Below are 22266 nucleotides of genomic sequence, written 5' to 3'. Positions count from 1 at the left end.
TTGGTTCAACAGGGATTTTGGGACGGAAAAAGGCGGTCGCCGGAGCGACCGCCTTCCAAATTCCGGGCCGTCACCGCCGCGCGAGCGACGGATGACGGCGGATTATACGCCGCGACCGCGAGCGATGCGGTGGACTTCTTCTTCCACCTTGGTCTCGACGATGCGTGGCAGGTTCTGGTCCAGCCATTCCTTCAGCAGCGGCTTCATCAACTCGCGGACCACGTCCTCGAGGGTGCGGCCGTCCTTGGGCATCAGCAGGGCCGAGGTCAGGCTGCCGAAGGCGCTGGCAGCCAGGTTCGAGGCGTGGTCGCCGACCAGGTTCTCGGCGACTTCGTCGCGCGAGAATCCCGACGGAAAGCTGGTTTCCGGAGCCGGCGGCGGCGGCGGCGCGGGTTCAGGCGCGGGTTCCGGCGAATAGACGTCGATATCGCCCACCGACTCCAGCGGCACGGACGGATCGATCGGATCGGTCAGGTCGAGCACGTCGTCTTCAGGCTCGATCTCGGCCAGCGGCGCGGGTTCAGGCGCGGGCGGGGCGGCGGCGGCCTCGGGCTCCGCCGGCGCGTCATCTTCCGAGATGATGCGCCGGATGGAGGCGAGGATCTCCTCCATCGTCGGTTCTTGAGAGGTCTGGTCAGACATGTGCGGGCCGTCTCGAAGGGGTACGAATCCTGTGAGCGCCCAGGCAGGCGCTCACAGCGATGGTGCAGACTTGCGCGGCTTAAGCAAGCTCAAGGATTGGGGCCGCGCCAATTCGTCCTACTTGGACGCGGTCTTGGGCTGGGCCTTGACGGCGGTCGAGGGCGCGCCGACGTGATCGATGGCCTGGATCACCGGCTCCCACGGCACCCAACCGAAGGCATGGTTGACCTTGTCGTAGGACTTGACCGGGTCGTAGCGCTCGACGGCCGGCGCCAGGTTGGCGAGATTCAGCACGCCCATGGCCTGCAGGACGCTGGCGCTCGCGACATATTCGTCGCGTCGGGCGACGACTAGGGAGACCTCGGCATTGGCCAGTTCCAGCTGGGCGTTCAGCACGTCCAGCGTGGTGCGCAGGCCGACCTGCTGCTCCTGGCGCACGCCCTCGAAAGCGATCCGCGTGGCGCGCACCTGCTCCTCGTTGGAGACCAGATTGGACCGCGAGGCCAGCAGGTTGTTCCAGGCGGTGGAGACCTGTTGCAGGGCCGAGCGCTTTGCGCCCTCCACGGCGATGCGGGCGGCGTTCTCGCGCTCGGTGGCGGCGCGCACCTGCGAGCCGTTCAGACCGCCGGTGAACAGCGGCACCGATGCAGTAATAGAGCCGGTCAGGGCGCGGCCATAGTCGCCGAACTGGCTCCCCGCGCCATTGAGGTTTTGGGCGTCCCAGCCCAGGCCGGCGCGGGCCGAGACGGTCGGGCGATAGGCGGACCTGGCGACGGCGACCCGGGCGGCGGCGGCTTGTTCGGCGTAGCGGGCCGCCTGGACTTGCGGGTTGAACTGGTCGATCGAGTCGAAGGCCTGCTCGACGGACGTCGGCAGGAGGGCGGCCAGCGACGGCTCGGGCGCCAGGTCGGTCGGGTTCTGGCCGACCACGGCGGCGTAGGCCGCGCGGCTGGCGGCCAGGATCGCCTGGGCCGACGACTGGCTGGCGCGAGCGGCGGCCAGGCGGGCTTGCGACTGGGCGACGTCGGTCCGGGTGATCTCGCCGACCTCGAAACGGGCGTCGGACTCCTCGAGCTGGCGGCTCAGGACCGCGACGTTCTCGTTGGCGATGCGCAGGCGTTCCTGATCACGACGAACATCGACATAGCTCTGGATGACATTGCCCAGCACCGATTGCTCGACACTGCGCAGATCTTCGCGGCCGGCCAGGACGTCGGCCTGGGCGGCGGTCAGGTTGGCGGTGGCTCGGCCGCCGCTATAAAGCGGTTGGGCCAGTGAAAGGCCAGCGCTGCTGGTATTGATCGTGCGGTTGTCACGATTGGGGACGTTGACCATCGCGCCATTGACGAAGGTGGCCGTCGTGCCCGGATTGGCCAGTTCGGTGCGTTGGCCGCTGACATCGGCCGAGGCGCTGAGCGCGGGACGGAAAGCGGTCTTGGCCTGGACCACGCCTTCGTCGGCGGCGCGCTGGTTGGCGCGCTGAGCCTGAAGCGTGGGGTTGGTCTGATAGGCCAGGGCCAGGGCGTCGGTCAGGGTCTCGGCCATGACTGTCGACGGGAAAGCGACCGAGACGAGGCCCGTCACCAGCCCTATGCTGCAAGCGGCGGCCAACAAAACGGCCCGACGGCTATTCGACATCAAGTTCATCCCCAGACACACGGCGCGACCGCACCCTATATGATCGGCTGTAAGACGCGACGCCAGCGGCCGCTAGTTAAGCTTTTTTCACGCAGACGTTGCGCGGATGTCTCGTGGGCGTGTTGCTAGAAGGTGAAACCGGGTTCCACCGCGAAGCCGGCCAGCATCGGCGGGGTGGAATCGAACACCGCCCGGCGACCGACGCCATCCTCGGCATGAACATAGATCATCGCCCGACCCACCGGCCCGTCGCGCTCGACCACGCCTAGACGGCCGCCGACCGCCAGGGCCTGGGTCCAGCTGGCTGGAGCGCGCGGCACGGCGCCTTCGCAGATGATCAGGTCATAGCCGGCGCCGGGCACGGCGGTCAGGTCGTCGCCGTCGAGCCGGGTGACGGTCAGGCCCATCTTTTCCAGCACGGCGGCCGCATAGGGCGCGGCGATGCACAGGGCCTTGTCGCCTTCACGGGGACGCAGGTTCTGCAACAGCTTGCCGAGGTCACGCGGGCGCAGCAGCCAGCGGCCGGGAGCGTACTCAACATCGGCGTCGGCATAGGCCAGATGGCCCTTGCCGGCCGGCACGCAGGCCTCGCGCGCCACGACGCGCAGGGCGTCCTGCAGCGGCAGATCGGTGACATCGGCCACGCGGATCTGGCTTTCGACCATGTTGAGGCGCGCGGCGGCGAAATCGGAGCTCATGGAATCCCTCAAAGGGCTGGATTTTCAAGCCCGCTTATAGGTCCCCCGCTCGGGTCTAGGCAATCGGGGCTTTTCCCGAAGGAAGCGCCGAGATCTACCAGCGCCGATAGCCCACCACGCGGGCCGCGAAGGCCTCGGCGTCCTCGTGATCGCTCCAGTCGGCGATGGCCGGGACCAGGGAGGCGATTTCCAGCATCTGATGCTGGGCGTCCTTGTAGCGGGCGACGCGGGCGTAGCGGGCGGTATCCAGGATCAGGGCGCGCAGCAGCAAGGTGGCGGCCAGGGGGTGGCGGCCCTCGATGGCGCGGGCGGCTGGCTCCAGCAATTCGGGCCGATCGCCGTCCAGCTCCGAGGCGCGGCGCAGCACCAGGCGCGCGGCGCGATCCCAGGCCGGCCAACGGATCAGGAAATCGAGCGCCGCGTGCAGGTCGTGAAAGTCTTCCGCATGGGCCAGGGCCTTGTCCTCGGCCTCGACGTCGTCGAAATCGGGCAGGCGCTTGAGATAGTCTCGCAGCCGCTCGACCGACAGGCCGCGCTCGAAGCCGGCCCAGCGCATGTCCTGGGCCAGGTCGCCCTGCCCGCGCGCCTCCAGCACGTCGATATAGGTCTCTTCCCATTCGAGCGCCCCGGGTCCAGGCAGGCTGGGTCGTCCCAACACCGTGCCGATCAGTTGGGCGAAAGAGCCCGGCGTCGCGCGGTCGAGCGCCGCGATCGCCTCGTCCAGCCGCCCCGCCGCCATCAGCCGGCGGGCGATCTGGGCCCCGATGGGCGGCAGCACGGCCTGGGAGTCGGTGAATTGGGCGATGTAGCCATCGACGTCGCCCAAGGCGTCGGACAGGACCTGAACTGCGGCCTTGAATGTGCCGCTGACCCGCTTCTGCGAGGCCATGGCCGTCTGGATCCGGGCCCGCAGAATGGCGATGGCGTCCTGGCCCATGGCCGGCAGGGCGTTCTTCAGCACGCGCGGCGCCAGGCCGGCGCGGCCCGAGACCAACAGATCATGGAGCTGGTCGGTCAGGAGGCGCGGATCTGGCATGGCCACGGCAGAGATGCTCGCCACATCCTCGACGGCCAGATCAAACACCGCATCGACCTCGCCCTTGGCGTCGGCGGTGCGTTGAAACACCCAGTCGGCCAGGTCCAGGAAGCGCAGCATCATCGACAAGGCCAGGGCGGCGTCGAGTTCGGTCAACCGACCGGCAATCATCGCCCGCACCATGTCCAGCTCGCGGACGAACTCCTTGTGCTTGCGCCAGTGGATGCGGGCGCGGCTATCGGCGACGGACTCGATGCGCTTGGCCAGCTCTGCCGCCAGGTCCCCTGCCCCCACCTCGCCCGCCAGCTCCAGACGAAGCCGGCGCTTGATCTGGGCATGACCGTCGGCGACATCGATCAGCAGATCGGCCAGCCGCTCGGCGCCCAAGGCGGCCAGATTGGCCGTCGTCAGGGTCTTCTTCGAGCCCGTACGCTTCACCGTCGCCAGCGGAGTTCTCCCGTCACGCGTCCATGGTCCGAGCCAGGCGACTCGCCAGGTTCGGAAGCACAGTCTCTAACACGACGGCATAGGCGGAGGCTGCATGGGGCGCGTCGAGGCCGTGCGCGCGCTTAAAGGCGTCCTCGACGACCATGGCCTGCTGCTCGAGGTTCAGGGCCGTGAAGACCGGTTCGCCGGTCAGGTCGTAGGCGTAGGCGGCCGGCCCGTCCCCGGCCCGCAGCTTGGCGATCAGCAGGTTGAGACCGTGCTGCGCCTGCCAGACATGCACCAGCTCATGGACGAAAAGCGCCTGGTCGCGGACGGAGACGTCGGAAGCGGTGAAATCCGGCCGCGCGCCTCGCGCCGGCCAAGCCATCAACCGGCCGCTGGCGGCGAAGGCGCGGCTCCACAGCGGCATCGCCCAGAGCCGCACGCGCGTGCTGTCCAGCGCGCGACCAAACACCTGGGCGCTTAGCGCCCGTTCGCCGTCCGTGAGCCGACGCAGGCGACCGGGCCTCATGCATGTGTGGCCGATGGGCATCACTCGCCAACGTCCGCTTTCTTGAGGGGATCCGCCGGGAACAGGTGAGCGGTGGCCGTGTTGAATTAACGCATTGGAAAATCCTAACATGGCCAAGGGCTGGGTAGTACTGGGTGGAACGGCGCTGGCGAGCGTGGCGCTGATGATCGCCGCCCCCGCCATGGCCCAGACCTGCCGTGGCCCCACGCCGTCTGTCGGCCAGACGGTCACTGGCCCGGTGATGCATGTTCTCGACGGCCGTACCCTGTGCGTCGCCCAGGGCCCGACGCCCGACCAGTGGATCCCGCTGCGGATTTCGTCGTCCATCGCGCTGATGACCGACGATCGCGAAAAGCTGATGTCTGCCGCCTTCGCTCAATCCCTGCGTTGCGATGTCACCGGCGGCCGCGGCGTAACACGCACGGCCAGTTGCACCCTGGCGGGTCGGCCGCTCGACACCTTGCTGGCCGACCCCGCGGTAGTCACCCAGGCCAGGGCCCGGCGGTAAACCTGGTCTTCTCCGCCCGCGCAACAAAAGGGTCAGGCCGACCGCCTGAACGGCTCGGCCGGGCAGTGCTGGCTCAGGAAGTCCTGGTGGCTGGGCAGCGTGGCGACGAACTCGGCCAACATGGGCGCTGACTTGTCCATCAGGTTCATGATCACGCCCAGCGGAATGCGATCGACCAACTGCTGGTAGCGTTGGGGCCGGATGCCCATGCCTTCCATCACCGACTGCCAGCTGGGGGCGCGGAACATGTCGTCAACCCCGTCGCGCAGCGCGGCGCTGGCCTTGAACAAGGCGATCCGCGTCTTCAGGCTTTCAGGCAGTTCGACCGCCTGGCAGGCGCGCCAGAACGGCGTGTCACCGCGGGCGGTCACCGAATAGTGCAGCACGACGAAGTCACGGATCTCCTCGTAGTCGGCGGTGATCCGGCGATTGTACTCGGCCGCCAGGATGGGGTCGGCGTCCATGTCCGGCATGAACCGCAGCAGATAGTCCATGCCCTTGTAGATCAAATGCAGGGCGGTGGATTCCAGCGGCTCGATGAAGCCGGCGGCCAGGCCGATGGCGACGCAGTTCTTGACCCAGGGCCTCTGGCGCATGCCGGTCTTGAACGGGATGACATTGGGGCCGAGCACCACCTCGCCCTGGACCTGGCTCATCAACACGGCGGTGGCTTCGTCGTCGCTGAGATATTTGCTGCAGAACACGTAGCCGTTGCCTGAGCGATGCTGCAGCGGGATGCGCCAGCGCCAGCCGAAGTCCTGGGCCTGGGCCAGGGTGTAGGGATGGGGCGCGCCGACATTCTCGGTCTGCAACGCAATCGCGCGGTCGCACAGCAGCAGGTCGGACCAGTCGCGGAAAGGCTCGTCCAGGGTCTTGCCGACCAGCAAGGAGCGGAAGCCCGAGCAATCGATGAAGAAGTCGCCCGCCACCTCGCGGCCGTCCTTCAGGATCACTTTCTCGATGCCACCGTCGGCGCGGGTGGCCACATTGGTGACGATGCCTTCCGTCCGCTTGACGCCGCGCGTCTCGGCGAAGTCGCGCAGATACTGGGCCACCAACTTGGCGTCGATGTGCAGGGCGTAGTTGGCGTTGGCGATCATCGTGCGCTGGGCCTTGGCCGGCAGCATGAACTTTCCCGTGTCGGCCATCACCGTGGCGGGCGCGAAGTCCTGCAGCGCCGACGGATGGCCGTTCTGCTTGGCGCGAAGCCAGCACTGATAAAACTCATTGATCTCCAGCGGTCCGCCGATCTGGCCGAACGGATGGTAGTAGGTTTCGCCCTTCTGGCGCCAGTTCTCGAAGCGGATGGCCAGCTTGAAGGCGGCTTGGGTCTTCTGGATGAAGTCCTGCTCGTCGATGCCCAAGGTTCGGATCAGCTGCAGGAACGGCGGGATGGTCGATTCGCCCACCCCGATCGTGCCGATCTCCTCGGATTCGACCAGCTCGACTTCGGTGGGGCCGTTCTGGAAATAGTGGCTGAGCATGGCCGCGCAGATCCACCCAGCCGAACCGCCGCCGACGATCACGATCTTGTTCAGATGAGCCATGAGGTCGTTTCCTTACTCGGCCGCGACGGCCTGAGGCCGGGCATACTGTTCGATGAAATCGCCGTGAGTCGGTGAAGCGTCGACGGTCTCGCGCACCGATTTTCGCATCTCGGTCAGGGCGGCCGACAGCTGCCGCACGTCCAGCCCATCGACGCTGGCGTCGTAGGTTTCCGGCAGCATTTCGAACCCATCATAGATCGCCAGCCAGCTGGGTTGCGAGAACATCTCCCAGCGATAGCGGATGAAGTGTCCCTGGGCGCGCCACAGGTCGATCTTCTTCTGGAGCGTGTCGGGCACGCTCATCTCGCGGCAGTGTCGCCAGAATCCGGTCGGGTCGTCCGTCCTCTGGTTGGCCTTGTAGTGCAGGATGATGAAGTCGCGGACGCGCTCCATCTCCAGCCGCGACATCGCGTTGAACTCGTCGATCACCAGCGGGTTGAAGTCGCGGTTGGGGAACAACTGCTTGATCTTCTCGATGCCCGTCTCGATCAGGGCGATGCTGGTGCTCTCGAGAGGCTCGAGAAAGCCCGATGCCAGGCCCAGGGCGATGCAGTTCTTGTTCCAGGCCTTCAGCCTGCGGCCGGGATGGAAGCCGATCTTGCGGGGCTCGTGTAACAGACGCTCGTCGAGGGAGCCCACCAGCACGGCCTTGGCGTCCTCGTCGCTCGTATGGCGGCTGGAATAGACATAGCCATTGCCGTAGCGATGCTGCAGCGGAATGCGCCATTGCCAGCCGGCCGGGCGGGCAGTGACGTCGGTGTAGGGCGGCGGAGCGCCCTTCCCTTCGCTCTGCACGGCCAGGGCGGAGTCGCACATTAGCCACTCGCTCCAGTCCTCATAACCAGTGTGCAGCGCCTCCTCGATCAGCAGGCCGCGGAAGCCCGAGCAGTCGATGAACAGGTCGCCCGCGACGCGCCCGCCGCTGTCGAGCGTAACGGACTCGATGAAGCCGTCCTCGCCGCGCAGGTTGACGTCGGTGATCCTGGCGTCGAGGCGGCGCACACCGGCCCGCTCGGCGACCTGGCGCATCAGCTTGGCGAACAGGCTGGCGTCGAAATGCAGCGCCCAGTCGAAGACCGACAGCGACGAGGGCGGGTTGCGCGACGGGGTGACAAACTTGCCGCCCGCCGCCAGGCTTGCGCCCAGCGAATAGTCGGCCAGAGGAACATCCTCACCATTGGCCCGCAGCCGCATCCAGTAGTGGTGAAAGGCGACGCCCTTGAGGTCTTGGCCGTACAGGCCAAAGGGGTGGATGAAGCATGAGCCGGGCCGCAGCCAGTCGTTGAAGCGGATTCCCAGCTTGCAGGTGCCGCCGGTGGCGCGGAGCACGTCGATGTCGGACAGGCCCAGCGCCTGGTAGAAGCGGCGGATGGTCGGGATCGTGGCCTCGCCCACGCCGATCGTGCCGATCTGCGAGGACTCGATCAGGGTGATGTTGATCAGCGCGTTTCCGAAGTGATGCTTCAAACTGGCGGCCGCCATCCAGCCGGCCGTACCGCCGCCAACGATGACGATCTCGCGGATACGGTCATGCGCCATGCTCAGTCCCCAAACGCTCGAAGCACTTCGGCTTCCGTGTCGCGGGCGTCGAGCACGCCCGTCTTGTGGTCCATGCTATCGCCCCCGCGCGAAAAAAGAAGCCGCCGTGACAGGGGTCACGGCGGCCCGCAGGGAGGGGTGGAGGCGCTAGAACTTCGCGCGCACGCCGATGGTGTATCGGGCTTCGAACTCGTTCTGGCTGAAGTACTGAGTCTTACCTTCCGCAAACTTCACGTAGTAATTCTCAATCTCTCCGGTCACGTTTGAGCCGTTGGCGTAGACCACGACATTGTCGCGAACATTGTAACTGACATTGACGTCGACATAGCCCGTGGCCTTCTGGAAGATCGGCAGGTTGTCGCCGGAGCTTCCAGCCACCGTGGACAACCGGTCAGTACGATAGTTGTAGGCCACGCGGGCCTGGAACTTGTCGTCCTGGTACCAACCGATCAGGTTGTACTGCTGTTTTGAGTTATCGGTGAACGGCAGTTTCTTGCCATCGAGACCAAGCCGTGATTCCGAGCTGGGCGAGTAGGTGTAGTTAGCGTCGACGCCGAAGTTGGAGAAGAAGCCGCCGCCGGCCAGCAGGTCGCTCAACGCCAGCTTGGTGCCGACTTCGACGCCCTTCACCGAGCCGCCGTCGCCCTGGATGGGCTGGCTGACATTGACGGTGCGCGGGGTGCCGTCCTCGTCCTTGAAGGTGCCGGTGGTGGTGCCGCCGGTGACGAAGCTGTCGATCTTCAGCTTGAAGGCCGACAGGTTCACCATCGAGGCGCTGCCGAAATAGTACTCGACCGCGCCGTCGAAGTTGGTCGAGCGCCACGGATCCAGGTTCGGGTTGCCCGAGGAGCTGGCGCCGGTCACGCAACGGCCGGGCTTGGTGCCGCAGTCGGCGGTGGAGATGCTGAGACCGCCGCCGTAATTGCCCAGATCCAGCGGTTGCATGGTCTTGCTGTAGGCGAAGCGGAACTTCAGGTGGTCGTCGAAGTCATAGACAGCGTTCAGCGACGGCAGCCAGTCGGTATATTTGCGGGTGGAGACCGTGTCGCCGACGTCCAGATTGGTGTCGCCGTAGTTCTGGGTGGCGCCCGTCAGGTTCTGCTTCACCAGGAAGTGCGTCTGGATGACATGCAGGCCAAGGTTACCCGACAGCTTGCCGGCCGCGAAGTTCATCACGCCGTAGGCGCTCTGCTCCTTCAGGGTCACGTCATAAGTCGCGCCGGGGATCTGATAGCGGACCGCCGCGCCGAACACCTTCTTCTGGAACGAAGCCACATCGTCGAAGTCATGCGGATCGACGACCCAGAAACCCGGCATGCCCTGGGTGACGCCACCCAGGTCGGTGAGGAAGATGACGTTGTTGTGGGCGTCGATCTTGGTCGGCCGGTTGACCGTATAGCCCTGGAAGCAGGTTGGGGTGTTCTTGCGATCGTTGGCGCCAAGGCCCGGGGGCGCGGTGCAGTTTGAAGGCCCGGTCCCGAGCGGCAGGGTCGAATTGTAGGCGGGGTTGGAGACGACTTCCCCCGCCTGGCACTGGTCCTGGCTCATGACGACGTCGATAGCCTTCCACTGGGCGAAACAGCCGGCGGCCGGAACCGGTTGGCCGTTCAGTTGCACCGCGCCCGGCGAGCCGCCGTAGAACGGCGAGAACAGGTGGAACGACTCGACGTTGACGGACCGGTCGCTCTGGCGAACCCCGGCGTCGATCTTGGTGATGAAGCCCAGGAAGTTATTATCGAACTTGTAGTGACCCTCGGCGCGGAACACGTTCATGTCCGAGTCGACTTCGTTATTGCCTTCCGAGGAGAACGCCGCGATCGCGTAGCTGTCCTTGTTGGCCATGTAGTCCTTGAGCGTCTTGCCGGCGCCAAGACCGCCAACCAAAGGCTTGTCGAAGCCGCTCCAGATCGCCTTGTCGCCGCTGATATTGTAGTGCAGCTGCGGATTGGCGCCGTAACCTTGCGGGTTGGGGTTCAGATAACAGCCGCCGGCGCTGCCGACGACCGCGTTGCTGCGCTGCGAAGCCGGATACTGCGAACAGATCGACGACGGATAGAACGGACCTCGGGTGCGGTCGGCGGGGTCGCGGAACAGGTTGAAGCGGCCCGGCGCGTACTGCCAGTTGCTCAGGTCGCCCTGGGCTTGGCCGTTCATGCTGAGGCGGTTGCCGTTGGCGCGGATGGCCCGCACCTCGCTCGTGAACTTGCCGCCGTTGTCGTATTTCAGTTCGAGGTTGTAGTTCTTGGTCGTCGACTTGGTGGTGCGGTTGACCGAAAAGGTGTTCACCCACCAGGCGTCGATGTCGTACTCATCGACAGCCACCCACGGGCGGCCATTGCCGGTGCTCTTCTGGCCGGTGGCCTCCGAGACCGTGGGCTGGGTCCAAACGCCGAAGGCGCCGCCGTCCCAACGGTTGGAGATATTGATGCCCGCGGCGCGGTTGTATTCGTCGAGCTTGGCGTAGAATCCCTCGGCCACCAGCGTGAAGCCTTCGCCCAGGTCGGCCTCGAACGAGACATTGACGCCCAGGCGCTTGCGCTCGTTCACGCGGTTGAAGCTTTCGAAGCCGTGCGGCGAAACGAAGTTGTTGGCGGCGCCGCCACCCCAGTCGTTATTGCCGGACATGCCGACCACGCCAGAGGAGTTGTTGCCCAGGTTCGACTCGCTGCCGGCCACCGAGGCCAGGATACCGACGCGGTCGTTGCGCCAGCTGACCAGGGCATTGGCGACGTAGTCGTTTTCCTTGGTGCGTTCGCCGGTCTGGCCTTCGAGGCCGCCGGCGATCTGGAACCCTTCCTGCATCTGGAACGGACGACGGGTGCGCAGGTCGATGGTGCCGGTGATGCCCGACAGGGCGTTCTTCGGATCGGTCGACTTGTAGACCAGCACCTGGTTCATCAGTTGCGAGGGCACGTCGAGCAGGTTTGGCTGGGCCGAGCCCATGTTGCCGGCGCTGAGATACTGTTCGCCGTTCAGCAGGGTGATGACCTGGGCCAGACCGCGGATGTTGACCGTGGCGCCTTCGCCTGCGTCGCGTCTGATCTGGATGCCCGGGATCCGCTGCAGCGAGTCGGCGATGGTGACGTCTGGCAGCTTGCCGATGTCTTCCGATGAGATGGCGTCGACGATCGAGGCTTCGCGCCGCTTGACATCGACCGAGCGCATCTGCGAGCCGCGGATGCCGGTGACGACGATTTCCTCGACCTGGGCGGGCGCGTCCGGCGCCGCCTGGGCCCAGGCGCTGGTGGCCAGCGCCATGGTCGATGCGCCCGCCAGCAGCGTCAGGGTCATGCCCCGCGCCAAGACGGACTTGTGGGTTGGATTGGACAAGATCTTCGCTCCCCAAACGTTTTTATGGCCGTTCTTGACCCCCGCCGGTTTCGACGAGGGCTGCAATCAATTCGCCTGGTGCTCAGGACATCCGGCCTGCCCGGAAGGTCCTGCGTTCAGGCGAAATCTGTAGGCGCCCCCTGCGTCTCGAGACGCACACGCTGGCTCACGCCCTCCCCAGCCGCAGTGCAAGATCGGCAAATGTCCGCTCCGTGTCAACTGGAATGTCAACGTTGTCATTTTGTGAGGAAGAGCGTGGAAACGGGCGATGCAATGGAATTTACTGGCCGCCCGACGCAAACCTCATCCCCAGATACAGCCCACAAACCTCTGATGATACTTATCAATTCACCCTGATAGGGATGGACCGACCTTACACCGGGAAGGCTTGAGAGTCGGCGTTTGGCAGGCCACCAAGCCATGCCCAGCCCTGACTAGGTAGTTGCTTTCCCCCGCTGCGCGAGAAATCGCTGTTATGAAATGTCTCGAAGTGTCCATAAATGTCCAACTGGATGTCTATTACAGACAAATAATGTCCTCAGGCATGACATCGTTGTCGGGTTGGGCTATGGGTTCCTTGCTGGCAAGCGGTAGCGGTTCCAGTGATCAGGCGCGACGCCGAGAAATTTGAACCCTAGGTGCGACGACGTAATGGCGACGATCCATGATGTGGCGCTTCAGGCGGGAGTGTCGCCCAAGACGGTCTCGCGGGTCATGAACGACCACGAGAGCGTCACCACAAAGACTCGCGAACGCGTCCGCAACGCCATGCAAGCCTTGAATTATCAGCCGAACGCCGTGGCGCGCACGCTGCGCTCGCAGACCGCTCCGGCGGTCGGCATCCTGATGGGCGACCCCAGCGGCGGCTATCAGACCCGCGTCCATCACGCCCTGATGGTCGCCTGCCTCGAGAACGGCCGCCACCTGACGGCCGAGTTGGTCGAGGGCGACATGGCGCGCTGGGAAGACCGGATTCGCGCCTTCGTCACCGAAGGCGGCATTCGAGAGATGGTTCTGCTGCCGCCGGAATGCGATTTCGCGCCGCTCAAGACCCTGCTGCGCGAGCACGACGTGCGCTGCGTGCTGATCTCGCCAACCAGCCCCGATTCGCAGTCGCCCGGCATCGTCATGGACGATCGCGCTGCGGCCCGCGAGGTGGTCGAGCATCTGTTCAACCTGGGCCACACGCGGATTGGCCACATCGCCGGCCACCCGGACCACGCCGCCAGCACCCTGCGCCGCAACGGCTTCAACGAAGCCTACGCCGCCGCCGGCAAGCCGCGCCCCGACCCCGCGCTGATCGTGCCTGGCGATTTCACCTTCAAAGGCGGTCTGATCGGTGCCCAGGCCCTGTTAGACATGGCCGATCCACCTACCGCCATCTTCGCGGCCAATGACGACATGGCCGCAGCGACCTGCATGGAAGCCCAGCGTCGCGGTCTGAAACTGCCCGACGAACTGTCGGTGGTCGGCTTCGATGATGCGCCAATCGCCGCGGCCATCTGGCCGTCCCTGACGACTATTCGCCAACCCTTCGACCAGATGACTCGCCGGGCCATCACCGCCTTCTCGTCCTGGAACGCCAACGAGGCGCTGGGCAAGTCGGCGGCGACAATCCTGACCCAGCATAGTCTGGTCATCCGCGAATCCACCGGCCCCGCTCGGGCCGGCTAGAGCCAAACGCCAGAATGCGTCGGCGAGCGTTCGCCGACGCCAAGAATGATGTGGGAGGTACTATGAACCGACAATCCGTGCAGGGCCTGGCCCTGGCCTTGATGCTAGGCGTGTCCATCGCCGCCGTGTCGCAAGCCGCGCAGGCTCAGACCGCCGCCGCCTACCCGGCCACGCAGCCGTGGTTGGATGCGAGCCTCGACCCCGACGCCCGCGCCGACCTGGCGTTGAAGGCCATGACCCAAGACGAGAAGATGACCATCATCTTCGGATTCTTCGGCTCGGAAATGGCGCCCAAATACACCCGCGTGCCCCAAGCCCTGCCTGGCTCGGCCGGCTATGTGCCGGGGATCGCGCGTCTTGGCGTTCCGGCCCAGTTCCAGACCGACGCCGGCGTCGGCGTGGCCACCCAGGGCGGCGAGCCCAAGAAGCGCGAACGCACAGCCCTGCCATCCGGCATGGCCACCACCGCCACCTGGAACCCCGACCTGGCCTTCAAGGGCGGCGCGATGATCGGCTCGGAAGCGCGGGATTCCGGCTTCAACGTCATGCTGGCCGGCGGGGTCAACCTGGTTCGCGAGCCGCGCAACGGCCGCAATTTCGAATATGGCGGCGAGGACCCGTTATTGGCCGGCCGCATGGTCGGGGCCCAGATCAAGGGCATCCAGTCCAACGCCATCGTCTCGACGATCAAGCACTACGCCGTGAATGGCCAAGAAACCGGACGCTTCGTGTTGGACTCCAAGATCGGCGAGGCCGACGCCCGGACCTCCGACCTGCTGGCCTTCCAGTTCGCCATCGAGGACGCCGACCCACATTCGGTGATGTGCTCGTACAACCGCCTCAACGGCGACTACGCCTGCGAGAATGATTTCCTACTCAACAAGGTGCTCAAGCAAGACTGGGGCTTCAAGAACTACGTGATGTCCGACTGGGGCGCGGTGCATTCCAGCGCCAAGGCGATCAACGCCGGCCTCGACCAGGAATCCGCCGGCCAGGCCTTCGACAAGCAGAACTTCTTCCAGGGCCCGCTGAAAGGCGCCTTGACCAAGGGCGAGGTCTCACAGGCCCGCCTCGACGACATGGCCCGTCGTATCCTGCGCGGCCTGTTCGCCAGTGGCGTGGTCGAAAAGCCGGTCAAGATCGCCGCCATCGATTACGCGGCGCACGCCAAGGTCACCCAGGCCGACGCCGAGGAAGGCATCGTCCTGCTGAAGAACGACAAGGGCCTGCTGCCGCTCGCGGCTTCGGCCAAGAAGATCGCGGTGATCGGCGGCCACGCCGATGTGGGTGTCCTATCGGGCGGTGGCTCGTCGCAGGTCTATCCGATCGGCGGCCGCGCGGTGACGGGCGAAGGTCCAGCCAGTTGGCCCGGCCCGATGATCTATTTCCCCTCCTCGCCCCTCAAGGGCCTGAAGGCGCGCTTGCCCGGCGCCGAGATCCGCTATGCCGACGGCAAGGATCTGGCCGCCGCCGCGAAGCTGGCGGCCGACAGCGACGTCGTCCTGGTGTTCGCCACCCAATGGAACGGCGAGTCGTTCGACAGCCCGCTGACCCTGGAGAACAATCAGGACGCCCTGATCGACGCGGTGGCCTCGGCCAACACCAGGACCGTGGTGGTGCTGGAGACCGGCGGCCCGGTCCTGATGCCGTGGCTGCCCAAGGTGGGCGGCGTGGTCGAGGCTTGGTATCCCGGCTCGGCGGGCGGCGAGGCCATCGCCCGCGTCCTGACCGGCGAAGTGGACGCTTCGGGCCGGCTGCCCGTCACCTTCCCAGCGGCGCTGGCGCAATTGCCGCGCCCCGTGCTGGACGGTGATCCCAAGAAGCCCGACGACAGCTTCCCGGTCGACTACACGATCGAGGGCGCGGCGGTCGGCTACAAATGGTTCGACAAGCAGGGCCACCAGCCGCTGTTCGCCTTCGGCCACGGCCTGTCCTACACCAGCTTCGCCTATGACAACCTCAAGGCCACCAGCAAGGACGGCGTCGTGACCGTCAGCTTCGACGTCAAGAACACCGGCCCCCGGGCGGGCAAGGCCGTGCCGCAGGTTTATGTCTCGCCCAAGGCGGGAGGCTGGGAAGCGCCGCAGCGCCTGGCCGCCTTCAGCAAGGTCGATCTGGCTCCTGGCGCCACAACAAGCGTCACCCTTGCGGTCGATCCGCGCCTGCTGGCGACCTGGGACTCCAAGGCCCACGGCTGGTCCGTGGCGGCCGGTGACTACACCGTTACCCTGGGCGCCTCATCGCGCGACACGGCCGCCAAGGTCGATGTCGCGGTGGCGGTGGCGGCCATCCCGGTCGGCCTGATGAAGCCCCGGTAAAGCCTTTTGGTCGCAGGTCAAATTAAGGTCTGATTAACCATAAAGGCCCAATTTCGGCTGGTCTTCCTTGAAGACACCCCACCATCACTGACTTTCAACAGCTCGACGCAAGTCGGGCTGTTTTTTTGTCCGAATGCGCTTGCACCGAGTTAAACGGGCGGCTATCACCCGGCCTCTTCCTGAGGCGACCTGTTCCGCGGTAGCTCAGTGGTAGAGCAGCCGGCTGTTAACCGGCTGGTCGTAGGTTCGAATCCTACCCGCGGAGCCACCTCTCCCCCCGAGGCCCTCATGGGTAAGGGGTTCGATGGGGGTGGAGATGAGAGCGCCCTACATTGCGCCCCACATCGTAACTCGACTGTAGCGGCCGAAAAATCTGGGCCTGGCGAACGCCATTCGCCGTGGTCGGCGTGGTTTTGATCCGCCCTCGACTCGACAATACCGCAATTCTACATCGGCGATTCCAAACCCGTCGGTCTGATGGACATGATCCGGATTCTCGAGAAGGCGCTCGGTCGCGAGGCGGTCAAGATCATGCGTCCGATGCAGCCCGGCGACGTCACCGCCACCTATGCCGACGTCTCCAAACTTCGCGCCCTGACGGGCTATGACCCCAAGGTGGCGCTGGACGATGGCCCGCCGCGCTTCGTCGAATGGTGGAGAAGCTGGAACGGTCGAAACGCCGTCTCATAGGGGGCGGGGACCGTCCGAACAACCTGCGGTTGGCGCGCCACGCCCTCGTCCGCCCCCCGTCTGCGCCGGCGCGTGATCGTCGCGCCCGAGGCCACAGGCGCGCCGCAAGCCCGGCGGGCACGGCGATCGGCCGTCCGACGATGCGGGTCCGTCCGGCACGATGAGCGTCGGCCCGCCTCGCCCGCGAGGGGGTCTCCTCGAAACGCTCACCGGCCCGAGTTTTCTGCCAAGATCGCCGCTGACGCCCTGACCGCCGCGCAACCGGCGGCGCGCATGCGGCTATGGCCTCGCGGTTCGAGGCGCCCAGAACCTCCATGCCGCCGTGCAATTGTGGAACCGGAGCGTTGAACCCCGCGCCGGGCGCTTGGGAAAGGGCCATGGCTCGCCGCCTTTTCGAAGACGGCGAGCCTTTTCATCCAGCCCGTCGAGGCGATCCGCGCGAGGCGGAGCCGGGCGCGACATTGGGCCTACACCGCCCGCAAGCCGCCAGGCGGCCGTGTCCCGGGGACGGGGCCTGCGGTTACGCGCCGGAGCTGGTTTGGACAGCGCCCTCGGGGAACAGCGAGGGCGGACCGGCATTGGATGGGGACGCTGATTGATTTGCCCGCGCGATCCGACGCGAGACAACAGGCGCGGGGCTGGCTGAAGGCGGAGCGGATTTCACATTTTGTGCTGTTTCAGCAGGTCAAGGTGCACGACCCGAACGAGGGTCGCCGGTTCAAGACCTCGATCGCCGCCCACCTGGCCTGACCGGCCCCCCCGGACGGGCGGACTCGCAAGCCGGGCAGGCCGCACGGATCGGACCAAAGCCGATTTCGGGGGAGCGCCTGGCCGCTCGCCGACGCCCTTCCGATCGGCCTCGCCTCCCGACCGTCATCGCCCTCGCCCGTCCGGCTCCCCGTGGGAAGCGGCGGGACTTCGATTGGGGCGCTTGTCCAAGGGCGGCGCTCGGATGCCGCAAGGGAGCGGACTTGCGCCGCGCGGCGCTGAGGACGGCTGGCCGAGGGTGATCCGAAGGGCCGTGCGTGGAGATCAGACACGCCAACAGGATGGCGGGGGTCACGGGCTTGGCCAGAGCGCGGAGTCGGTCCTGCGGCGTCCTGCACAGCCCCGTCGCCGCGCCGTCGGATCAGAACGGGTCAGGCTCGACGGAATCGCCCCCAGACCGGCCGCCTCGCGTGCGCAAGGGGACGCAAGGTTCGCCAGACCGCCGCGCCGGTGACGCGCGTTCGGTTGTCAGGTCCCGCGCGATGACATCGATCCAGCGGCGCGACGCGGCCAGACGTCACCACCCGCCTATTGTTCCGACTGACGGGCCTTGGCCTGAGACCCCGCTCCGGCCACTATCTTCCGTCGAGCGAGGCCCGATCGCGTGTCCGACGGGTCAGTTGCGGCGCGGAGGTCCGCGAGCGACGAGAACCGCCCCGTCTTCGGTCAGCCCAGGCGAGAGAGGCCAAGGTGGCGTCCGGCGATGTCCGAACGAGACGACGCAATTGCTCGATCATCCCGGGGAGCAAGGCGATCCCGATCCCCAGCGCATCAGCTGAAAAGTCCGCCAAAAACATACTGCGGCCCGTCAGGCCCTGGGCCAGTTCGGTCAGGACCCCGAAGACCAGCATGACGACGGCCAGGTCGGTGCGTCGGCGCCGCGGAGCGACGGCGAACAGGATCTGGGTGACGGCGAAGGCGGCGATGGCGTGAGCGGGCTTGTCGGTCAGGCCGAACACATGCTCCAGACCCTGAAAGGGACCAAGCACGAGGGATCAGCCCGACGACGAAGGCGACGCGCAAGGCAGTGAGGACGCGTCGAGGCGTAAGCATGGGACGGTAAGTCCTATCAACCGTCCTGAAAGTGTCGCTGAGTGTCACAAAGTCCGGTGAAAGGGTATGCTCAACAAGTGATGAACCCTACAGTTCGCCGCCCCTCGGCGAGAGGTGCGCTCGTCGCCGGACGGGCTGGCTGGCTGGCTGGTGGCTGCGATGATGCCATGGTCTTTGCGAACAACGGGCCAAACAGCACCATTTGGTCGTCGGCGGTGACTGACGATCGCGCGACATGAAGACATGTCGGGCAGCAGGCATCATTCCCCTTGCAAGCCCGGCGCCTCGCACGGAGCCTCAGCTAGCGTCACCATACGCCGTAGTCAGGAAACAGCGCCATAGCCGGATCCTGCTGTCAGGCAGCCAAGTCGCCGACTTGCGCGCTGATCTTGATCGGGTCAACGCCGAGCTGATCAAGGCAGGATCCTTCATCGCTGACTGCATGCAGGAAAACCAGGGCTCGCGTCTAAAGCATGGCGGAGCCTGATGCCGAACCTGTTCGCGCACTGGGTCGGCGGGGCCGTCCGCCTCTCCTTCCGCAGTCCAGTTGCGAACGCCCACCTCAGGCTTCTGCCTCGGGCTTCTACAGCGTCAGTAGAGACTGCCCATCAAGGGCGGACCATCATTGCGCGCGGGAATGGAGAGTTGCTAAAGTTCAGGGGGCGAACGACCGTTCTGTCAGCCGGAGCGGAAATCCAATGCAGAGTCCGACCTTTCGACCGGATATCGCAGCGCTCCGCGCCATCGCAGTCGCGGCGGTCGTCCTGTTTCATTTCGGCGTTCCGGGCATAAACGGCGGCTATGTCGGCGTAGATGTCTTCTTCGTGATCTCGGGATTCCTGATGACAGGCATCGTGACGCGCGCCTTACAGCGAAAGACGTTTTCGCTTTGGGGCTTTTATCGGGCCCGCGCCGAACGGATCATGCCCGCACTCGCCGTGCTCTGTCTCGTATTGGCCGTGCTCGGCCTGACAGTACTGGATCCCATGACGGCGCGGGAGATCGGGATCAGCATTCTGGCCACCCTTACCTTCACCTCCAACATCCTGTTCTGGTCTCAGGACGGTTATTTCGCCCCCGGCGCCGACGCCCAATGGCTGCTGCACACATGGTCTCTCTCGGTCGAATGGCAGTTCTATTTCGCCTTCCCCATTTTTGTGATGCTGATCTGGCGGATTGATTTCCTGCGGCGTCGATTTGGCGCCGTTATGATCGCAGGCACCGTTCTGTCGTTCGTCGCCTGCGCGGCAGCGGGTATGCTCGGCGAGGGAGCTGTCAAGACCAGCTTTTTTTTGCTGCCCTTCCGGGCTTGGGAGCTTCTGCTGGGCGGCCTCGTGGCCTGCTATCCGCTGTTGTTCTCGCGCATGCCCTCCCCGCTCGTCATCACGACAGGACTGGGAATGATCGTCGTGTCGATCCTTGTCTTCGACCCGACGACGATCTGGCCCGCCTGGAACGCCCTGCTGCCGACGCTGGGGACGGCCCTCGTCATCTGGGCGGGAGGGCGGTGGGACGGCTGGTCGAACTTACCGGGCGTGCAGCGGATCGGTGCTTGGTCATATTCGATCTATCTGTGGCACTGGCCAGTCGTCGTTGGACTGGCTTATTTGGGCCTGCGCCACAACGTCCCCGCGATCGTTGGGGGAGTTGTGGGCTCAGTCCTTTTGGGCGCCCTGTCGCATGTGACTTTTGAGGTGCGGATGCGCAAACGCCTGTTCGGTCGAACGGGCAGGCTGGCCGTGACATCCGCATTGGCGGGTCTTGCGATCCCTTTGGGAATTGGAGCTGTCGCAGCATCGAGCAATGGACTGGAGGCCCCCCGCATCGCCCACTTGTCGCCCGAGATTCAGGCCGCCCTCAGGGATTACAGGGCCGCCACGTCTGATCGTCGCTATCCAGCCGACTGTGTCGGCGGAAAGATTTCCGAAGGCCTGCTCGCCATCTGTCAGATCGGCGATCCATCAGCTCGCGACACCCTGATCATCGGCGATTCACACGCGCAGCAACTAACTCCACGCGTGTCGCAGTTGTTCGAGAACCGCCCCGGCGGCGTAACACTCGTGACACGGGGCGGATGTCCGACCCTGCCTTTGGTCAACCTTACGACGCCAGGCAACAATTGCGCAGATCGCAATCGCGCCGCTTTCGACTATGCGCTCACCCAGCCATACCATCACATTGTGATCGCAGCGTTCTGGTCCGGGTATGTCGAACCCGCCCAGGAGACGGGCGTGTTGCAGCGGAAGCTTTGTTTCGTCACCTCAAGCGGGTGCCGAACGCCCTTGGATGAGGCCGGCTACCTCGCCCAAGTCGATCGGGCCGTGGACCGGCTGGGGATCGAACTTAAACGGCTCAAGCGCGCAGGACGGCAGATCACGCTGGTTCTGGCCGTGCCCTATGCCTTCAGCAACGATCCACGACGATTGTACGCCGAGACCTTTCTGACCCGCAGACTGGTCGCTCCCCTTGGCATTCCCCGCGATCAGATGACCGCGCCGCAGCGCCGCTTGCGCGACCGCCTCATCGCCATGGCTGGCGCAGCGGGCGTCGATGTGGTCGATCCACGCGACACCATGTGCGGCGCTCGAACTTGCCCTTCGACCGATGACGGCAGGGTCATCTACATGGACAACAACCACATCCGGTCTACGATGGTCGTGCGGCCGGAGTTTGCCTATCTCGATCGGGACATGATCCCCGAACATCAAGGCAGCCGCTGAACGCCAGCTTTTGCTTGATTCTCGACCGAACTGTGAGACTCGGGGGCCGGCGTCAACGCCAACGCGGAGGGTCAAGGTCTGTGCCCTAGTCGCCGCTGGCCTTCGGCGTCTGCTCGGATCGACGTTCCCGTGGATCGAGTTCAGCCCCCATGTCGGCCGAATGGACGCGACCTGAACGGGAAGGTCGAAAAGGCGTAGGAAAGACCGGGTGAGTCCGGTTCCCGTCAGCCCAGGACGAACACACCGCCTATGCTCGGATGCCCAGGTCGATCCATGGGCACCCTCAGGACCTCTTCAGCATCATAAAGCCGACGCTACCCGAGCTGCGTTCCTGGTAATTGATTAGGCGTTCTAACCTCTGCTCATTCAGACGGTGCATGCTGATCCAAGGGCCACCTGACCGGCGTGAACGGTTTAACCCCGCCGCCTCACCCGCGATTTGCTCCGGGTTTCCTCGGCGCTATGCAGCCGAGCCAGGCGCTCCGAAGGAGCCAAGCCCGTCCTATCGCAAAGCGGCACGCTCTCTTGAGTTTAGAACAGCAGTATTTTTTGCTTAGCATCCAGCCAGCCGCGCCAATCTTAACGACCATCAACCATCTTCGATCACAGCCCAAAAACTATAGCTGTAAAGCGCATTTTAGACTCGGCGCGTCAATGTCTCCGCATGGCTGGAGAACCCTACATGCCGCGCCGGATACTGAACGTCACCGCAACGCTATTCGTTCTCGCTGCGGGAGCCGCAGGCGGATCCGCGCGGGCGGCCGAGGCCGATCGGGCCATGCACGTCTCCATGCCTTTGGGCCTCTCCGTCCCGGCCCCGAGCGGATTCCTGGAGTTCTGCCGCCGAACCCCGGAACAATGTCAGTCCTCAACGACAGAGGGACGAAACCCCGCCGCAGCCGCGCGACACGCCTCTCAACTCTACTGGCGAAACGTGTTTGCGCGCGGCGCCGCCCCCGGTCCTGCGTCGAACGGCGTGAGGGTCCAGTCCGCTGCGCCCAGCAGCAACACGCCCCTCCCCCGCAGCGCGGGTCGTGACGCATATGACCGGCCCTATGGCCTTCCAACCGTCGGCTCGCCTGGCCGCCCGGATGTGGTCATCGCCCCCCGCCTGCAGCCGGCGATGACGGGCGGACCTCATCGTCCT

General features: G+C 65.4%; 14 protein-coding genes, 1 tRNA gene and 1 pseudogene. 7 read left to right on the top strand and 9 right to left on the bottom strand.

Translation table 11 applies throughout. The features are described from left to right. Positions 1-102: 102 nt before the first annotated feature. From ACP696_RS01230 to ACP696_RS01210, 5 genes are all read right to left on the bottom strand, one after another. Positions 103-642, bottom strand: coding sequence for a DUF2497 domain-containing protein (locus ACP696_RS01230; RefSeq protein WP_426011611.1), 540 nt, complete (start codon positions 640-642; stop codon positions 103-105). A gap of 117 nt (positions 643-759) precedes the next feature. Then, a complete protein-coding gene (locus ACP696_RS01225) occupies positions 760-2280 on the bottom strand; it encodes a TolC family outer membrane protein (RefSeq protein ID WP_426011612.1) in 1521 nt (506 codons plus the stop codon). 125 nt (positions 2281-2405) lie between these two features. Beyond that, complete coding sequence (locus ACP696_RS01220) at positions 2406-2978, bottom strand: protein-L-isoaspartate O-methyltransferase family protein (protein WP_426011613.1); 573 nt, start codon at positions 2976-2978, stop codon at positions 2406-2408. A gap of 94 nt (positions 2979-3072) precedes the next feature. Continuing rightward, the gene (locus tag ACP696_RS01215; protein WP_426043378.1) at positions 3073-4452 is read right to left on the bottom strand and encodes a DUF6880 family protein; all 1380 of its coding nucleotides are present in this window, start codon (positions 4450-4452) and stop codon (positions 3073-3075) included. Positions 4453-4474: 22 nt separating this feature from the next. Then, positions 4475-4972, bottom strand: coding sequence for a hypothetical protein (locus tag ACP696_RS01210; protein ID WP_426011615.1), 498 nt, complete (start codon positions 4970-4972; stop codon positions 4475-4477). A 109-nt stretch (positions 4973-5081) separates the two neighbouring features. On the opposite strand from ACP696_RS01210, the gene ACP696_RS01205 reads away from it, so the two are divergent. Beyond that, positions 5082-5480, top strand: coding sequence for a hypothetical protein (locus tag ACP696_RS01205; RefSeq protein WP_426011616.1), 399 nt, complete (start codon positions 5082-5084; stop codon positions 5478-5480). Between the two features lie 32 nt (positions 5481-5512). Here ACP696_RS01205 and ACP696_RS01200 read toward each other — a convergent pair whose 3' ends face one another. From ACP696_RS01200 to ACP696_RS01190, 3 genes are all read right to left on the bottom strand, one after another. Then, the gene (locus ACP696_RS01200; RefSeq protein ID WP_426011617.1) at positions 5513-7027 is read right to left on the bottom strand and encodes a tryptophan halogenase family protein; all 1515 of its coding nucleotides are present in this window, start codon (positions 7025-7027) and stop codon (positions 5513-5515) included. 12 nt (positions 7028-7039) lie between these two features. Next, positions 7040-8566, bottom strand: a complete 1527-nt coding sequence (locus ACP696_RS01195; protein WP_426011618.1) for a tryptophan halogenase family protein — start codon at positions 8564-8566, stop codon at positions 7040-7042. A gap of 147 nt (positions 8567-8713) precedes the next feature. Continuing rightward, positions 8714-11857, bottom strand: a complete 3144-nt coding sequence (locus ACP696_RS01190; RefSeq protein WP_426011833.1) for a TonB-dependent receptor domain-containing protein — start codon at positions 11855-11857, stop codon at positions 8714-8716. A 690-nt stretch (positions 11858-12547) separates the two neighbouring features. Here ACP696_RS01190 and ACP696_RS01185 point away from each other — a divergent pair. The 5 genes and pseudogenes from ACP696_RS01185 to ACP696_RS01165 all read left to right on the top strand — a co-directional run bounded on the left by ACP696_RS01185 (position 12548) and on the right by ACP696_RS01165 (position 17328). Next, complete coding sequence (locus ACP696_RS01185; protein ID WP_426011619.1) at positions 12548-13570, top strand: LacI family DNA-binding transcriptional regulator; 1023 nt, start codon at positions 12548-12550, stop codon at positions 13568-13570. 62 nt (positions 13571-13632) lie between these two features. Continuing rightward, positions 13633-15888, top strand: coding sequence for a glycoside hydrolase family 3 C-terminal domain-containing protein (locus tag ACP696_RS01180; protein WP_426011620.1), 2256 nt, complete (start codon positions 13633-13635; stop codon positions 15886-15888). Between the two features lie 193 nt (positions 15889-16081). Then, positions 16082-16156, top strand: a tRNA-Asn gene (locus ACP696_RS01175). Between the two features lie 176 nt (positions 16157-16332). Beyond that, positions 16333-16578: pseudogene (locus tag ACP696_RS01170) on the top strand (protein CapI); the annotation flags it as partial. 582 nt (positions 16579-17160) lie between these two features. After that, positions 17161-17328, top strand: a complete 168-nt coding sequence (locus ACP696_RS01165) for a hypothetical protein (RefSeq protein WP_426011621.1) — start codon at positions 17161-17163, stop codon at positions 17326-17328. Positions 17329-17921: 593 nt separating this feature from the next. Here ACP696_RS01165 and ACP696_RS01160 read toward each other — a convergent pair. Further along, complete coding sequence (locus ACP696_RS01160; RefSeq protein ID WP_426011622.1) at positions 17922-18335, bottom strand: hypothetical protein; 414 nt, start codon at positions 18333-18335, stop codon at positions 17922-17924. A 762-nt stretch (positions 18336-19097) separates the two neighbouring features. Between ACP696_RS01160 and ACP696_RS01155 the strand changes: the two genes are divergently transcribed. Continuing rightward, positions 19098-21119: an acyltransferase family protein gene (locus tag ACP696_RS01155; RefSeq protein ID WP_426011623.1), complete on the top strand. Its 2022-nt coding sequence runs from the start codon at positions 19098-19100 to the stop codon at positions 21117-21119. Positions 21120-22266: the final 1147 nt, after the last annotated feature.

This window comes from Caulobacter sp. DWR3-1-2, assembly GCF_049896225.1.
Taxonomy (GTDB): Bacteria; Pseudomonadota; Alphaproteobacteria; order Caulobacterales; family Caulobacteraceae; genus Caulobacter.
Note: the sequence above shows the minus strand (reverse complement) of the source record. Positions and strands in the feature narration are given on the sequence as shown.

Coding starts and splice junctions, on each gene's coding strand:
- ACP696_RS01230 (WP_426011611.1), bottom strand. CDS start 642: ATGTCTGACCAGACCTCTCAAGAACCGACGATGGAGGAGATCCTCGCC.
- ACP696_RS01225 (WP_426011612.1), bottom strand. CDS start 2,280: ATGTCGAATAGCCGTCGGGCCGTTTTGTTGGCCGCCGCTTGCAGCATA.
- ACP696_RS01220 (WP_426011613.1), bottom strand. CDS start 2,978: ATGAGCTCCGATTTCGCCGCCGCGCGCCTCAACATGGTCGAAAGCCAG.
- ACP696_RS01210 (WP_426011615.1), bottom strand. CDS start 4,972: ATGAGGCCCGGTCGCCTGCGTCGGCTCACGGACGGCGAACGGGCGCTA.
- ACP696_RS01205 (WP_426011616.1), top strand. CDS start 5,082: ATGGCCAAGGGCTGGGTAGTACTGGGTGGAACGGCGCTGGCGAGCGTG.
- ACP696_RS01200 (WP_426011617.1), bottom strand. CDS start 7,027: ATGGCTCATCTGAACAAGATCGTGATCGTCGGCGGCGGTTCGGCTGGG.
- ACP696_RS01195 (WP_426011618.1), bottom strand. CDS start 8,566: ATGGCGCATGACCGTATCCGCGAGATCGTCATCGTTGGCGGCGGTACG.
- ACP696_RS01190 (WP_426011833.1), bottom strand. CDS start 11,857: ATGACCCTGACGCTGCTGGCGGGCGCATCGACCATGGCGCTGGCCACC.
- ACP696_RS01185 (WP_426011619.1), top strand. CDS start 12,548: ATGGCGACGATCCATGATGTGGCGCTTCAGGCGGGAGTGTCGCCCAAG.
- ACP696_RS01180 (WP_426011620.1), top strand. CDS start 13,633: ATGAACCGACAATCCGTGCAGGGCCTGGCCCTGGCCTTGATGCTAGGC.
- ACP696_RS01165 (WP_426011621.1), top strand. CDS start 17,161: ATGGGGACGCTGATTGATTTGCCCGCGCGATCCGACGCGAGACAACAG.
- ACP696_RS01155 (WP_426011623.1), top strand. CDS start 19,098: ATGCAGAGTCCGACCTTTCGACCGGATATCGCAGCGCTCCGCGCCATC.